At 45.5% G+C, this 16291-nt stretch carries 13 protein-coding genes and 1 pseudogene; 9 read left to right on the top strand and 5 right to left on the bottom strand.

Annotated elements, in window-relative coordinates:
- Nucleotides 1-46: 46 nt before the first annotated feature.
- The 7 genes and pseudogenes from ACFQY8_RS05835 to ACFQY8_RS05805 form a co-directional block, all read left to right on the top strand.
- Nucleotides 47-211: pseudogene (locus ACFQY8_RS05835) on the top strand (TMEM175 family protein); the annotation flags it as partial.
- Between the two features lie 32 nt (nt 212-243).
- Nucleotides 244-564 carry a hypothetical protein gene (locus tag ACFQY8_RS05830; RefSeq protein ID WP_377938951.1) on the top strand — a complete coding sequence of 107 codons (321 nt, stop codon included), beginning with the start codon at nt 244-246 and terminating at the stop codon, nt 562-564.
- Between the two features lie 32 nt (nt 565-596).
- A complete protein-coding gene (locus ACFQY8_RS05825; protein ID WP_377938950.1) occupies nt 597-1253 on the top strand; it encodes an SGNH/GDSL hydrolase family protein in 657 nt (218 codons plus the stop codon).
- A gap of 56 nt (nt 1254-1309) precedes the next feature.
- The gene (locus ACFQY8_RS05820; RefSeq protein WP_377938949.1) at nt 1310-1783 is read left to right on the top strand and encodes a MarR family winged helix-turn-helix transcriptional regulator; all 474 of its coding nucleotides are present in this window, start codon (nt 1310-1312) and stop codon (nt 1781-1783) included.
- The gene (locus tag ACFQY8_RS05815; RefSeq protein ID WP_377938948.1) at nt 1783-4329 is read left to right on the top strand and encodes an ATP-binding cassette domain-containing protein; all 2547 of its coding nucleotides are present in this window, start codon (nt 1783-1785) and stop codon (nt 4327-4329) included. Before ACFQY8_RS05820 ends, ACFQY8_RS05815 begins: the two co-directional genes overlap by 1 nt.
- A complete protein-coding gene (locus ACFQY8_RS05810) occupies nt 4319-5701 on the top strand; it encodes a replication-associated recombination protein A (RefSeq protein ID WP_377938947.1) in 1383 nt (460 codons plus the stop codon). The genes ACFQY8_RS05815 and ACFQY8_RS05810 overlap by 11 nt, the downstream gene beginning before the upstream one ends.
- Before the next feature lie 6 nt (nt 5702-5707).
- Nucleotides 5708-6415, top strand: a complete 708-nt coding sequence (locus tag ACFQY8_RS05805; protein ID WP_377938946.1) for a hypothetical protein — start codon at nt 5708-5710, stop codon at nt 6413-6415.
- A gap of 9 nt (nt 6416-6424) precedes the next feature.
- Here the strand turns inward: ACFQY8_RS05805 and ACFQY8_RS05800 are convergent, their stop codons facing one another.
- The gene (locus ACFQY8_RS05800) at nt 6425-7357 is read right to left on the bottom strand and encodes an alpha/beta hydrolase family protein (RefSeq protein WP_377938945.1); all 933 of its coding nucleotides are present in this window, start codon (nt 7355-7357) and stop codon (nt 6425-6427) included.
- Between the two features lie 239 nt (nt 7358-7596).
- Here ACFQY8_RS05800 and ACFQY8_RS05795 point away from each other — a divergent pair, with 239 nt between their 5' ends.
- Nucleotides 7597-10050: a glycoside hydrolase family 2 TIM barrel-domain containing protein gene (locus ACFQY8_RS05795; RefSeq protein WP_377938944.1), complete on the top strand. Its 2454-nt coding sequence runs from the start codon at nt 7597-7599 to the stop codon at nt 10048-10050.
- A 196-nt stretch (nt 10051-10246) separates the two neighbouring features.
- Here ACFQY8_RS05795 and glnA read toward each other — a convergent pair whose 3' ends face one another.
- The 3 genes from glnA to ACFQY8_RS05780 form a co-directional block, all read right to left on the bottom strand.
- Nucleotides 10247-11680 carry a type I glutamate--ammonia ligase gene (gene glnA / locus ACFQY8_RS05790; protein WP_377938943.1) on the bottom strand — a complete coding sequence of 478 codons (1434 nt, stop codon included), beginning with the start codon at nt 11678-11680 and terminating at the stop codon, nt 10247-10249.
- A 207-nt stretch (nt 11681-11887) separates the two neighbouring features.
- The gene (locus tag ACFQY8_RS05785) at nt 11888-12613 is read right to left on the bottom strand and encodes a DUF4191 domain-containing protein (protein WP_377938942.1); all 726 of its coding nucleotides are present in this window, start codon (nt 12611-12613) and stop codon (nt 11888-11890) included.
- Nucleotides 12614-12705: 92 nt separating this feature from the next.
- A complete protein-coding gene (locus ACFQY8_RS05780) occupies nt 12706-14172 on the bottom strand; it encodes an FAD-dependent oxidoreductase (protein WP_377938941.1) in 1467 nt (488 codons plus the stop codon).
- 49 nt (nt 14173-14221) lie between these two features.
- On the opposite strand from ACFQY8_RS05780, the gene ACFQY8_RS05775 reads away from it, so the two are divergent.
- Nucleotides 14222-15466 (top strand): MFS transporter, encoded by a 1245-nt coding sequence (locus ACFQY8_RS05775; protein WP_377938940.1) that lies wholly within the window; start codon nt 14222-14224, stop codon nt 15464-15466.
- A 71-nt stretch (nt 15467-15537) separates the two neighbouring features.
- Here the strand turns inward: ACFQY8_RS05775 and ACFQY8_RS05770 are convergent, their stop codons facing one another.
- Entirely contained in the window at nt 15538-16155 is a 618-nt protein-coding gene (locus ACFQY8_RS05770) for a DUF3043 domain-containing protein (protein WP_377938939.1), read from the bottom strand.
- Nucleotides 16156-16291 lie beyond the last annotated feature (136 nt).

Raw genomic sequence — 16291 nt, 5'->3', positions numbered from 1 at the left:
AGGGTATGAGGTTTGAGAAAGGTCGGCTTGAGGCTTTACTGATGCTGTTCTTGCTATTATTATGACAATTTTAGTATTGGAACTCAAACAGCCAGCGTATCCTACGTGGTCTGCTATCTGGAATCTGCGCTCAGAATACTTCGCATACACTATCACATCTTTTGGCTTGGTGCTATGTGGATTAATATTCACAACGAATGGCAGAGGGTGAAGAAAATTTCTATAAGCGTTCTGTGGTGGACGATGTTTTTGTTATTCTCATCATCTGTCTTCCCCCTATGCAATGACTTTTGTCCAAGCGCATATTACGAGTGGCGTGGCTTCTGGTCTTTATGGTTTGGTGGTTTTGCTGTAACGATTTGCAATACTGGTCTATCGCGAGCATTACACAAAGCAGAACCTAGCAACAAGGAGCTTAATAGTCATGAGAAGTACCCATGGTGGATCATGACTCTCGACTATAGCATTAAAAATTGTCGGTTTATCGTGGCTGTCGCTGCGTACGCTCCAGCGATGTTTATCGTAGTAGCTCTTTCAGGATTTGGCGTCATTCTTCCTTATTAACTCATAAGCACAAAGAAGGTAAACATAGAACTATGTCGCGGTATGCATTGCAATGGCGTATACTTCCTGGAAACTCAGAAAGTTATGATGTCGCCCATGTGGTTTCTACGGTTGATGCAAAACTATCGGGAAAGACTCTTTTTGTACTCGGTTCATCTATTACTTTCGGCTATGGTTCTGGAGGTCAAGCACTAGGAGAGTATCTTAAGCAGCGTTTTCATATAAAGCTTATTAAGGATGCTGTAAATGGAACGACATTGGCAGGAGATGATGGTGATACCTATGTGGCACGTCTGAAACGTCACACTGCATACACGGATCATCCAGATATTTTTCTCGTCCAGCTCTCTACGAATGATGTATGGCGCAATATTCCATTAGACACTGTGAGAGAATCCATTGAAACAATCGTGAGTTATATCAAAGAGCAATGGAATGTACCAATATTCTTCTACACGAATACATACTTTGCACATGGACAGTATGCGCAGACAGTCGAGATGGTAAATGAGCTGCAAAGGCAGCGAAAAGATTTTTACGTCCTTGACTTATTTCATGACGAGCAGCTTAACAGCATTAGCTCTCGGCAGCATAAACTTTACATGCTTGACGATATTCATCCAACGCGGGCAGGCTATACTCAGTGGTGGGGTCCGGCTGTTGAGAAGAAGCTGCTTGCGCTCCTTTAAGTAGTTCTATATACTACTAATTAGTACTATATAGAACTAGATTACAAAGGATTGTGATGCCAGCACGCTATCAAGGTGGTCACCTTGTCCTTAAGATAAACTTCCTCAATGGACGTCTTTTTAATCGACTGCTCCATTTAGATGGGCGAGCGGAGTATAGCGCTGAGCAGGGAAAGATTTTATCTGCACTATGGCTTGATTCTCCACGAACGATTGCGAATATTAGTGCTATTACTGGTCTTGCAAAGAGCACACTGACCTCTATGCTTAAACGATTGGAAGATCAAGGGCATATCACTATCACGTCGTCACCGGATGATGCGCGAGTAAAACTTGTCGGTCTTACTCAACGGGGGAAGGATCAAGAAAAGATAGGTAATGCAGTGTCGAAGCAGCTTGCAGAACAGTTTTATAAGGGGTTTACCGATGAAGAAAAAGACCAGCTTGACCAGTTGCTCTTACGTGTCGAAGCAAATCTGAATGAGGGGCTTAATACCGTAGGTTGTGCGCCAAGAAAAGGAGAAGAGTAATGCAAAATGCGCCTAAATATATCGAAGTTCGTCATGGTAATGTCAATAATCTAAAAAATATTGATGTTGATATTCCTCTGGGCAAATTTGTGGCAATTTCCGGACCGTCTGGCTCAGGGAAAAGCTCGCTCGCAATGGGAATTCTGTATGCAGAAGGCTCAGCCCGCTACTTAGAAGCATTATCCACTTATACTCGCCGGCGTATCGGTCAGCAGAAACGTAAAGGGAACCAAGAAGTACGTCATATTCCCTCCGCGATTGCTCTCCGCCAGCGTCCAACCATCCCTAATGAGCGGTCCACAGTTGGCTCTTTGACAGAGACATTTAATGTTGTTCGCCTTATATTTTCTCGCCTAGGCTCTACTGTGTGCCCACGTGGGCATGTTATCCAGCCAAGCATTGAAATTGCACAGGCTATGGATTTGGCAGGTGAAAAAATGGGAATTATTGAATGCCCTGAATGCCATGTGACTTTTATGGCGAAATCAGCAGAAGACTTCGCGTATAATTCAGCTGGTGCATGCCCTCAATGCCAGGGAACGGGTCATGTTCAAACTCTGGATGAATCGAAGCTCATTGCTGATGAAAATCTTAGTCTTGCAGACGGGGCAGTAGCCTCATGGAAGCTTCCAGGGCGAAACTTTATGCCAACAGTTGCAGCACATATTGGCGTGCGCATTGACGTGCCTTACAAAGATCTTACAGATGAAGAAAAACGCATTGTACTGTGGGGTGAAAAAAAGAAGTATGCTGTCGATTTTCATACATCGACAGGTCGCGTGTTCAGCACGAATAACACTTTGTATGAAAATGCTCATGAGGCTGTGTATGCTTCTCAGAAATCCGTAAAGTCTGAGCGTGCAATCGCACAAATTAACGAATTCTTCCACTTCGACGTATGCCCGCTGTGTCATGGGACCCGTCTTAATCCCGAGCTACTTACTCAAAAGGTCGGCGGATTGAATATCGCGCAAGTTGCTGATTTGAGCCTAGCACAACTGAGCCAGTGGGAACGTCACACACTTGCTGAGCTTCCTGATGATATGCATCCCATGGCAACCGTTATATTTAAAAATCTGACGGATACCCTCAGACCAATTCTCGAACTAGGCTTAGATTATCTAACTCTTTCCCGTGCAGGAAATACTCTGTCGACCGGCGAACTACAGCGTATCCAACTAGCGCGCACCCTGCGTACTCAAACCACTGGTGTGCTGTATGTTCTTGATGAGCCGTCTATTGGTTTGCATCCTGATAACGTGCAAGGACTGATTGACGTGTGCCGTCAGCTGGTTGCTCAAGGTAATTCTCTCGTCGTTGTCGATCATGAGACTGATGTCATCAAACATGCAGATTGGATTATTGAAATAGGTCCAGCAGCTGGCGATGAAGGAGGGCAAATTATCGCTCAGGGAACTGTAGAAGATCTCGCCCATAATGAGAATTCTCTCATTGGACCGTATTTGAGTGGTGCGGCAAACGTCATATACCACTCACACGAGATCGCGAAGAGCGCCCGTCAGCGTAAGACTGCTATGCTTCATGTGGAGATTACTGAGAAAAATAATTTACATAACGTCAGCATCGATCTTCCGCAAAATCAGATGACGTCAATCACAGGCTTCTCTGGTGCGGGGAAGACAAGCCTCATACTGGACTCTCTTGTACCTGCACTAGAAGCAAAACATGCGGGGAAGAAGCTGCCTACACACGTCAGCACACTGGACACTGACTTGACTGATGTCATTACCGTAGATGCGAAGCCAGTGGGTAAAAATGCACGTTCTACTGTGGCTACTTATACCACCATCATGGATTCTCTGCGCAAAATGTTTGCTTGTCTTCCTGAGGCGAAGAAAGCAAAGTTCAATGCCTCCTACTTCTCCTATAACAACAAGCAAGGCGCATGCTCAATGTGCGGCGGTGTGGGCACTATTACCTTGGATATTCAGTATCTGCCCGATATGGAAGAAGCCTGTCCTCAGTGCGACGGCAGGAGATTTAATGAGGACATACAGAAAATTTTGTGGCGGGGCATGAGCATCGTCGATATCTTAAATCTATCGGTTGAAGAAGCGCTTCGAGTATTTGAAGACGTGCCAGCTATTGAAAATCAGCTTAAAATTTTGGACGAAATCGGTTTGAGCTACCTCCACTTAGGTGAAAGTACACCACACCTGTCAGGCGGAGAGGCACAACGATTGAAGCTGATGACGCATCTGAACAAAAGCCGTAAACATGCTTTGTTTGTCTTTGACGAGCCATCTATTGGTCTGCATCCGAGTGACGTGCAAACATTGTTAGGCGTCTTTGACAAGCTTAAACAACGTGGTGCCACAATCGTTGTCATCACACACGACACCGATATCATGGTTAATAGCGACTGGATGATTGATCTCGGTCCGCAAGGCGGTGATCGCGGCGGGCGTGTGATGGCTGAGGGTCGTCCATTATCGCTCGTTTGTGACAGTACAGTTCAGAGTTTGACACTCACTTACTTACGTGAGCATTGTGACTACTATGGAGTGACAAACCGTGAAAAATAATGATGTACAGGCGTCACTTTTTGATGATCGCTCTCATGCTCTTGCGCCTCTTGCTGATCGTATGCGGCCTAAGGATCTTGATGATTTTGTCGGTCAGAACCATCTCGTCGGTGAGGGAAAATTTTTGCGAGAGATGATTGAAAAAGACCAAGTGTCCTCCATGATTTTCTGGGGACCTCCTGGTGTGGGGAAGACGACGCTCGCTGAGATTATTGCGCGTAAAACGCAGTCCCGTTTTGTTACCTTTTCTGCTGTGATGAATGGCATTAAAGAGATTCGTGTCATTATGAATGATGCTGAAGAACGTCATGCTATGGGTGAGAAAACCATTGTATTCATTGATGAAATTCATCGATTCAATAAAGCTCAGCAAGATGCTTTTCTTCCCTATGTAGAAAAAGGGAGCATTACTCTCATTGGCGCGACGACTGAGAATCCATCCTTTGAGGTAAATTCTGCGTTGCTGTCACGTACGAAAGTTTTCGTCTTGAAGCAATTGACTCGTGACGATATCACAATATTGCTTAAGAGAGTCCTTGCACGTAAAGATGCTTTTCCTAGCGTAACTATTGAATTAGAAGAAGGCATACTGGACCGCATCGCAACATATAGCGATGGTGATGCGCGCACAGCTCTGAACACATTGGAAATGCTGGTCGTCAATAGTGATATGGTCGATGGTCATATCCTGCTTACCTCTGAGCTGCTCATAGATTTCTTAGGAAGCAAATCACTCAAATATGACAAAGACGGAGAGGAACACTATAACATCATTTCTGCTCTCCACAAATCCATGCGCAACTCTGATGTAGACTCCGCAATTTACTGGCTTGGTCGCATGCTCGACGGAGGAGAAGATCCCCTCTATATAGCGCGCCGATTGGTACGTTTTGCCTCAGAAGATGTTGGCTTAGCAGATACTAATGCACTCAATGTAGCTATTAATGTATTTCAAGCATGTCAATTCTTAGGAATGCCAGAATGCGATGTACACCTGACAGAGTGTGTCATTTACCTATCCGTCGCACCAAAATCTAATGCCGCATATCGCGCTCGCGTGCAGTCTAGCAAAGACATCAAGCAGACTCAGAACGAGCCTGTACCGCTTCATCTGCGAAACGCGACAACCAAGCTGATGAAAGATGTAGGTTATGGTAAGGGCTATCAGCTTGCTCACTCCTATGAAGATAAGCTGACCACTATGCCGACGCGTCCTGAATCTGTGGCACATCATGTCTACTATGAGCCAACTGAGGAAGGCGGAGAGAAGCGCGTAAAGAATCGAATGGAGTATATTGCGAATTGGAAAGCAACGCATTCTACTAATTTCGATTCGGACAATGAGGACTCAGGTGTCAAGGAGGATGAGTGATAAGTCATGATGAGCTTAGAAGAGATTATCTTTTTTAATCGTGTACCCAACGTTAAGCGCCTGCATGAGTTTGGTTTTCAGCGCAGCCCCGACGGCACACAGCTTCAGTGGGAGAAAACCATTCACGATGGTGACTTTACAATGCGAGTAAGTGCTGATACAGCGCAAAGCACTTTCGAAACTCATGTTTATGATACTGATTTTGACGATGAATACGTTGTTTTCCGGCAAGCGGATGATACCGGCGCATTTGCGGGATCTGTGCGGGAAGAAGTTATTGAAACACTCAAAGATATAGCCATACACTGCTGCGATATCGATCCTACATATACTCCCAAGATATGGATTGTGCCCAGCAACATGAAACTTTTTGACCTTGACCGTGCATTCTCTATGACAGATATTCTCATGTGGCAGCAGGTAAGAGGGGTAAAGGTGGGGGATGAAGTTTTTGTCTATAACTCAGCTCCTGAATCTGCGTTGCGTTATCGGTGTCAAGTCATTCAAACGCATATTCCATATGAGTATAAGGATGAACATTTCGAGATGCATGAAGTTATGGATCTCAAAAAACTTGATGTATATGCTCCAGAGCAGTGGAATTTACCGATATTACGTACATACGGCGTAACCACTGTTCGTGGTCCGCGCCATATGCCTGATATGCTGCGTAAAGCTATCATGCGGGAGAGTGCACAGATAGATAAGAGATGATACAAGGTTTTAGTATTTCTTCAAGAAAAGATCTAAATCTGGAAGGGCACTTAAAGCCGTACTAATATTTGCGGTGTGACCTGCACCCTTTATCGGTATGAGCTGTGCATTCTTATACGTGTGTGATGCACTCTCGCTGTAAGAGAAGGGGACTGCGTCATCTACAGTGCCATGAATGATAAGCACAGGACCATCATAGGCGCGTTGAATTGCGGGAATATTAAGGTTCAAAGCATCCGCAATATAACGTTTTCCTACGGTTTTACCTTCATACGATACGGATGCTGGAACCTGTGAGATATCTGTGTAACCATAGTGAGAAAAACCGGAATGAGCGAGGTCGGGTACATTGAACGCTGGTGCGAAGAGAATCATTGCGGTAATGTCGCGAGGCAGATCAGCGGCAGCCATAGCACTGATAAGCCCACCGTGGCTGACACCGCCCAGATAAATATGACTTGAATCCACGAATTTTTGCGATTTCCAGTAGTTGATGACTGCTTCAAGGTCTTTCTTCTCTGTCTCGACAGACATGTCAAGCATATCAGTATCGCCGCTGCGAGTGGAAGTAGAGCCACCATAGAAATCAAAAGAGTAAATCATATAACCTTTGGAAGCAACCAAGTTTGCAGCTGCGTCGATGAAGTCTGCATTACTGTCATACCCATGCGCCATGATGAACAGCGGGAGCTTTACTTTCTTATAATTTGCTGGAGCGACAAGTTTCCCATATAAATCGATGCCATCATGGCTCACATGCACTTCTTCGGTAACTTGCTGTGTCTTGTCTGCCTTCTTGAGCTCAGACGTCTTCGTGATAGTTGCTTGAGTTTGAGGTACGAATAGTCCTGGGTTGATAGTCCTCAGCGCAGCATACCCGCCTCCCACAACGAGACTTAGAGCGACAAGGAGGATAATACTCGCGCGAACTTTCTTATGCATAGTAGAAGTGTAGTTCTTAGAGCTGGACTTTTAATAAGCTTCAAGAATTATAAGCAGCGAAAGCATATACATTGTTTTTTTAAACTTGTATTTACCAGTGAGTAGACCTCACACAAAAGAAAACTAAAGCAACAATGCGAAAATTGGTGGAATGATTAAACTGATATACAGTGGTAGTTTCAATTGCTCCACGAGTTTAGCAAGCTTACTGATACAACAGCAAAGAAGGCAGTGATTCAATGAGGAAAATTGATTTTAATCAGAATTGGACTTTCCAAAAATTGTCAGATGATTACCATGATTCCTTCTCTGCTGATAATGAAGGTAAGACCATTTGTCTTCCCCATGACGCGATGCAGGAGGGAAAACGCTCCCCGGCTCATCCGTCTGGCAGTGCGGGAGCCTACTTTCCTGGTGGCAGCTACAGATATGATAAAGAATTCATGTGTGACGCTTCCCCACGACATCGTATGCTTTGGTTCGATGGTATTTATAAGAATGCAAAAATCTATGTCAATGGGCATAAAGTTGCCGAGAATTCCTATGGGTATCTTCCATTCCACGTTAATCTCGACAGCTATCTCAGCTTAGGGTATAAAAATACAGTTACGGTATTCTGCGAAAATCTCAATCAGCCAGATTCACGCTGGTATACAGGAGCAGGAATATATAGACCAGTATGGCTATGGGAGCAAGATACAGATGCTTGCTTTGCTGACTCCTCATCAGTTGAGTGTGTAAGTCCGCTCAATACTCATATCACTACGCTATCGTACAGTCCAGCTGTTATAAGGGTTGAAGCACCGGCTGGCGCAGTTGTAAAACTTTATGATTGTGATGGTCGAATTCAGGCTCAAGGTATCACCCGTATTCATGATGATAAGAAAGCAGCTGTGGGAATCGTTGACCTGGAAGTTGCTCATGCGCATTTGTGGTGTGATGACAATCCGTATTTATACACAGTGAAGATTGGAACCGCTGGAGATGTGTTTACGATTCCCTATGGTATTCGCGTAATTCAATGGAACTCACATGGTTTATTTATTAATGGGAAGGAAACGCTGCTGCGGGGCGGATGTATTCATCATGATCATGGAATTCTCGGTGCTGCTGCTTACCCTTTGAGTGATTACAGGCGTGCGCTTATTCTGAAGAAAGCCGGCTATAATGCTGTACGCTCTGCTCATAATCCAGCGAGTACCGCTTTTCTTGAAGCGTGTGACCAGTTAGGACTCTACGTCATGGATGAGTCGTGGGACATGTGGTATAAGCATAAAAGTAAGTTTGATTATGCGTCAGATTTTAAAGATAATTATGTGCGGGATCTTGAGACGATAGTGAATCGCGATTATAACCATCCGAGTGTAATTATGTACTCAATCGGCAATGAGATTAGTGAGCCTGCACGTCCAGAAGGTGTGAGACTCGCGCATGAGATGGCTGAGTTCTTGAGGTCACACGATGCTACACGTCCTGTGACTGCGGGGCTTAATCTTATGATTATTGCTAACGCTGCAAAAGGTAAAAATATGTATAAGGATGAAGGCGGTCTGTCTAATAATTCTCAGAGTGACATGGGAGGCATGAATAGTACTTTGTTTAATCTCATTACCAGTGCTGTTGGCACTGGAATGAATAAATCCGCAAATTCTCGTGCGGCAGATAGGGCTGTAAGTCCAGTTATGGATACGCTGGATATTTGTGGCTATAACTATGCTTCTGGACGTTATGCGATAGATGAGAAGAAACATCCAGAACGTATCATCGTAGGAAGCGAGACTTTTCCGCAAGATATAGCTAAGAACTGGGCACTGGTCAATAAGATCCCTAATATCGTGGGTGATTTCATGTGGACTGCATGGGATTATATTGGTGAAGCTGGCCTGGGTACGTGGGCTTTTACGCGCGATGGCAAGGGCTTTAACAAGCCTTATCCGTGGCTTCTTGCCGACACGGGCGCGATAGACATATTAGGCAACCCGACAGGTGAACTTTTCTGGACACAAGCTGTGTGGGGTAAACTTGACAAGCCAACAATTGCGGTACAGCCTATGAATCACGCTTCCCAGCCGTATAAAGGGGTATGGAGAGGGACGAATGCGATTCCTTCATGGTCATGGAAAGGCTGTGAAGGTAAACGATGCATTGTAGAAGTGTATTTTGATTGTGCGAAAGTTGATATGGTTCTTAACGGCAGGAAAATAGCTTCAAAAAAGCCACGGCAGTGTAGAACTCTTTTCACGATGAAATATGTGCCGGGAACGCTGGAAGCCATCGCCTATGATAGTTCAGGAGCGGAAATTTCTCGTTCACAGCTATCATCTGCTCGTGGCGAGGAAATCTTTATCCGCGAAGAAGAGCTTTCGATTCCTAATCCATGCATATCTACCCCCAATGACCGTGGGTCAGATGAGGGAACTCAATCTTTAGGGGAGCAAATCCGTTATTTTGATATCCTTATTGGCGATGGTCAGAATGTTGAATCGAACTGTGACAAGGATGTGGAAATTACCGTCTTAGGAGGAGAACTTTTAGCTTTTGGAAGCTCACAACCTCGAACGTCCGAAGAATTTACTGCTGGACACTACCGCACATACTATGGAAGGTCTCTTGCAGTTGTAAAAGCACAACGAGATGCACATATAAATGTACAGGCAAGTGTAGTGGCAGATTCAAAGTCTTTCAAAATCTGATGTGATCATGAGTAATGAGTAAGAATCTTAAAACTTCACGTTGAATTTTACAGGGTAGAGTTTACTGGGTTATATTCAAAAACCGTGGTCGAACCTATAAGAAGAGCTGCTCCTTAAAAGTAGACTATGAAAAATAGTTTTTCCTTCAAGGAGCAGCTCAACGTTGGACAGGCTTTATATTTTCAGCAATTTCTCCTTAGATGTGGAAGTAGAGCTGATATTCAAGCGGAGTTGGCTGCAAGCGTGCTGCCTCAATCTCCTGATTCTTGAGCTCAATCCACGTGTCGATGAGATCTTCAGTAAAGACATTACCAGCAGTCAGGAAGTCGCGATCTTCATCAAGAGCCTTGAGAGCTTCCTCGAGAGAGCCTGGAACTGTCTTGATGCCAACCTTTTCTTCAGGTGGAAGCTCATAGAGATCCTTATCTACTGGTTCTGGTGGCTCGATACGGTTCAAGATACCGTCAAGACCTGCCATGAGCTGAGCAGAGAATGCTAAGAATGGGTTGGAGCTAGGATCTGGAGCGCGGAACTCGATACGCTTTGCAGCTGGGGAAGTACCGGCGAGAGGGATACGGATAGCCGCGGAACGGTTGCGAGCAGAGTACACGAGGTTTACTGGAGCCTCGAAGCCTGGAACCAAGCGCTTGTAAGAGTTAAGAGATGGGTTGGTGAATGCGAGCACTGCATCAGCGTGCTTGATGAGACCACCAATGTACCAGCGTGCGATGTCGGAGAGGCCGCCGTAACCATTCTCATCGTAGAACAGTGGCTTGCCGTCCTTCCACAGGGACTGATGGCAGTGCATGCCGGTACCGTTATCGCCTGCAATTGGCTTTGGCATGAAGGTGGCAGCCTTGCCGAACTCAGCAGCAGTATTGTGTACTACATACTTGAACTTCATCAAGTCATCACCCGCGTAAACAAGGGAGTTGTAACGGTAATTGATTTCCTGCTGACCTGCGCCGCCGACTTCGTGATGAGAACGCTCAAGAGTCAAGCCGACTTTCTGGAGGTTATAGACCATTTCGTCACGGATATCTGCAGTCTGATCCAGAGGCGGGACAGGGAAGTAACCGCGCTTTGGCTGGTTCTTGAAACCGGTGTTTGGAGTACCGTCAAGGTTCTCTTCTTTACCAGAGTTCCAGCCTGCTTCGTTGGAGTCGACTTCGTAGAAGGAAGTGCGCATGGAGTTCTCGAAACGAACCTTATCAAAGAGGAAGAACTCTGCTTCAGGAGCGAAGGAAGCGGTATCAGCGATGCCGGTGGACTTGAGGTATGCCTCAGCCTTCATAGCTACCTGACGTGGGTCGCGAGAGTATGGCTCGCCAGTAATTGGGTCCACGATGGAGAATGCTACGTTCAAAGTCTTGTGCTTACGGAATGGATCAATGTAAGCGGTGTGAACATCTGGAACCAAGTTCATATCAGATTCGTTGATAGCCTGGAATCCCTGCACGGAAGAACCATCAAATGGCATGCCATCCTTGAATGCGCCATCGAGGAATTCGCTTGCTGGAACAGTGAAGTGCTGCTGAACGCCAATGAGGTCGGTAAAGCGTACAGAAACGTACTCTACGCCTTCCTTGTTGATGAGAGCTTCTACATCTTCTTTAGTGGAAAGAGCCATGAGACTAACCTTCTCTAGTCGAATAAGTACATGTCCTATTGTAGAGAAGAGAGTTTCCTAAAATGAAAGATTGTGTTACGACAGTGTAACGTCTTTCGCTCTTCAAACACTCATAAAGTTTTTAAATATGATAAACGCCATACTCACAAGCGTTGGAATATGGCGTTTATCGGTACTTTGACCAAGATTATATATGGAACGTTATATCTAACGACCACGCATAGCACGACGGCTCATATGCTGAGCAGCTCGAGGATCGATGCCCTGTGGCATGCCGAGTCCATTCATCTTTTGTAAAGTACTCAGACGACCATTGAGATGCTCAAGCTCGTCAGGGGTCAAAGGATTCTTATAGCGCTTACGTAGTGTCTTATTGAGGCCGGAGATAGGAGTTTCTCCGTCGCCATTGCCAGTGTAAATAGTGATAATGCGGATACTAGAGCCTTGAGTGACGCGACGAATCTTCGCTTTCTCGTTTTCGACGGCTTTGCGTGTGCGAGACTGTGGACCTTCTACGACGAGATAAACACCGTAGAGGGACGTACCACGCCAAATCATGTCCTTTGTACGTGGATCAATCCATACCGGCTGCTCGCTAAAGGTGTATACACGCTTGCTCAAAGACTGCAAGACTGCTCCGGCAGCACCTGGCTGACCTTCGATACGCTTGTAGCCGACATTTTCGCTTCGACGAGAAAGTGTGAAAGTAGCGGCAAGAAGACCGAGAAGCACTGCTAAGATGACGGTCATAATCCAGCTAAGCCAGCCGAGCTTTAAGATAAAGCCGATGAGAATGACAACGATAAACGGTATGAAGAATGCTCCCAGCACCCACCATGTGACCTGCGGATCATCCTCACGTGTGAAGTCATAAAGCTGCTTCATCTGCTTAAAGACATTGTTGCGCTTTGGCTTCTTAGTTTCTTCTGCCATAACCTTAACTTTCCATTAAGTCAGTATTTTCTGTTTGTCATAATACTGTATCGAGCCGAAAATGTGCGTATAACAGTACGGAGAAGTTATCGCTAACGTACATTGAGCGGTCGTCCATCTGCTTTGAGAAGCGCCTCGCCGAGTGATTCGCTCAGTGTGGGGTGAGCAAAAAGAGCACCAGCAGCATCATGAAGAGGAATCTTGTTTTCGATAATTTCTCGAGCTGTCCCAGAAAGTTCTGATACCTGAGGACCTACCATATGGATTCCGATAACGATACGTTGTCCAGATTGTGCATCATATGCGGAGACGATAACTGTAGTGCCGTTAGACTTCAGCATTGCTACACGAGGATTGGAAAGCATAGGAACGACAGTCTCTTCTATCTGCGCAAAACCATTTTTTTCAGCCTCTTGTGCGGTGTAACCTACGCTGAGAGACTCGACTGTTGCAAAGACAACTTGCGGAACCATAAAAGTATCGACAGGTTTGGTATCTATACCTGCAATAGATTCAGAGATGGTAAGAGCCTGCTCAAAAGCTTGATGAGCGAGCATACGTCCCTGAGTGATATCGCCTAGTGCCCAAACGTTGTCAATATTCGTGCGTCCAAATTTATCAGTGATGACGAATCCATGATCGGAAAGATTGAGCCCTGATGAAGCAAACCAACTCGCAGTCGTCTGCGGAGAACGTCCAATTGCGACTAAGACAAAATCTGCTGGGACATTTTTTTCTATTTTCTTGTGCTCGTCTGACTTCATATCGTGCACGGTATAGGTAACTTTGCCATTTTCTACTGCTTTAAGCTGGCTGCGAGTCTCAAAATGAATACCTGCGCGTTTCATGGTGCGCATCATCATTGCACTGATATGATTATCGCCGTGAGAAAGTGGCACATCTTTACGAAGCAAAACGGTAACATGCGTTCCAAGAGTATTCCATATGTTTGCGAACTCAAGCGCAATCGTTCCAGCCCCTACGATAACAACATTTTCTGGTATTACGTCGATATCGAGCGCTTCGTCAGAAGAGAGGATAGGGGCCTGCCCGTCTGCAACTGCTTGACGAACCTCATCTGCGCTACCGTTGAAGAAATCAAATCCTGGAAGAGTAGTGGAGTATGACCCTGTAGCAAGGACAACGTGTTGCGCTGTAAAAGTATGGTGCATCTCACCGTCATCAACGCAAACCTCATGAGGTTTTACGAGAGAACCGTATCCGTGAATGATGTCGATTTTGCGAGACTTCATATGCTGCGAGAGTCCCTTGACAACGCCTGCGACGGTTTTGTCTTTTGCTGCCTTGAGAGATTGCATATCGATAGTGTTTACAGAAATATCGAGGCCCCACGAGGAAGCGTTTTTCGCATACTCAAGCGTGTGAGATGCTGTGACGTATGCCTTCGTGGGGATGCATCCGCGGTTGAGGCACGTGCCACCCACCTCGTCTCGCATTTCGATGACAGCGGTGTGCAGCCCAAAATCTGCGGTGCGCAACGCCGTCGCATACCCACCAGGTCCAGAACCGATAACGATTACGTCATAATCAAAAGCCATAAAAGCTCATTTTACGGGAGAAGAAGTGGCGTTGATAAGCTAGTTCGTTATGGGGAGAATGCTCAAGAAATTTATTAAGTCTATCTATTCGATAGGCACCACAAGGCGACTATCGCGCACTATGCGGTGGGCTTTGCTCGGACTTACATTTTCTATCTTGAGCAATTCCATTTTTACAGGTGGTGTGATACCAGCGATTCTTTTGGTTGGTTTACCTGCATGGGCGGTAGCATTTAACAATACTTTTGGAGTTTTCTCGGACTTCTTATCGCCGATTGGTGCTTGGGTAGTGGACCGCCTTGGAAGCTTTGCAGCGCTTGCAGGTGCTGAATTTGTGGAGGGGATTTTGTGCCTCATTGTGGCACTGACTCCGTCAACACTTGGTATGTGGAAGTGGATGCTATTGGCGCTGAGCTGTCTTCTGCTTGTCACTGGTCAAATCATTGATATTTCCAGTGAAATATTTGAGGTAGAGATTGCTGACAATGAGCATATGCTCATCGAATACAACGGCTATGCAAGCGTTGTGATGTCTGTGTTTGGCACGCTACTCGGTAATGTATTGGGCTCATTCATCGCAACTAAGTCGCTATTTGTGTTGCTTATGCTTTCGGCTGTTCTGTCATTCTCTTGCACTATTACGCGTATTTTCTCGCAAAAGGATGTGCGTAAGACACAGCAGGTATCTGAATTAGGAGATTCCGATAGTGAAGATACTGAAAGAACGAATGTTCTAAAGAGTAACCGTGAAACAAAAACGAAGTTACTTCTTGCAACTTTTTTATTGACATTAACTCCATCACTTTTCAACGCTTACACGACAATGGGCTATGCTCATGAAGTCAAAATCAATGCGATTACTGTTATTTATGGTGTCGTTGGTGTATGTACTGTGATTGGTTCGCTAGTGTATATGAGACTTATTAAGCGAATGAATTTACGTAGCGTAGGAGTGTGGGGAAGTGCGATTATTGCTTTCGGTATGATTGCACTCTCGATCCCAAATTTCTGGGCAGCACTCGTAGGCTGGGGACTTGAAAGCTTTGGCTTCGTGCTTGCCGGGCATGCCATTATCACATCTCGACAGCTTATTATCGAACGTGAGTATTTGCCAAAATTTACTGGATGGGTTCGTCTCGCTTCGGCGATTGCTGCAGCTGGTGGATCGTGGGTGAGTTGGTGGATATACACGTATGCATCGTGGCATGTATTGCCGTTAATCTCGCTTGTTCCTGCTATTGCTCTTGTTGCTATTTGTGCTCTTACGTTGTATAAGAATCGACTTACTGAGTAATCTATATGAACGTATAAAAAATAACGCACCCAGAAAACGGAGTGCGTTATTTTGTTTAAGCTGGTCATGTTTTACTTCGGCCACTCGCCATGCTTCTTTGTGCGAGGCTTTGGCAGACGCCACGAGCGTACTTGAAGCGCGCGGCTCCACGCATAGTATCCAGAGCGCATACCTTTAGCGACGGAACGCTCGCCGAACTTTTCGATGAGTTTCTTCTTCAGCTTTCGCCACATGAGGAAACTATCCACGATGATGGCAAAGAAGTAGACATACATCAAAATCAAAATCACTAAAGAGAGCTGTGGGGCGAAGTACGTCGTTGCGAACGCTGCAAGAAGGAGTACGACGATGACTATCATAAAGTACTCACCGAGGTTGAAACGTGCATCGATATAATCTCGTATATAGATGCGCCATGGAAGCTGCTCTGCCTTAGGCATATGACGCAAATCGCCTGTGCGCATAGCATCATACTCAGCATTCTCGCGCTCGCGACGACGCTGAGTAGCGGCTTTGCGTTGTGCTTTGCGATCTTTTGGTGCAAGTGGATGCAGCCGTGCGTTTTCAGAGTCACGGCGTTTAGGTGTCGGTCGACCTTTCTTATCAGATGCGTGGAGATCATCGTCTAGTGCCTTCTGATCGAGGGACTCATCGTCGCTTGTCTTCTTTGAGAACAGATTCCATTTCATAACTCTTAAGAATATGGAAATGGCTAGACTCTAGTGTGATACTGCGGATGAGTTTAGAATCCTTAAAGTTCCTATCGTATGCGTGCACTAAAGTGTGCGGAGGATATTTATTTCTCATAGAATTCCTCATGAAAGG

The organism is Alloscardovia venturai (assembly GCF_042676605.1).
In the GTDB taxonomy this organism is placed as follows: domain Bacteria; phylum Actinomycetota; class Actinomycetes; order Actinomycetales; family Bifidobacteriaceae; genus Alloscardovia; species Alloscardovia venturai.
This window is presented reverse-complemented; position numbering and strand designations above follow the sequence as displayed.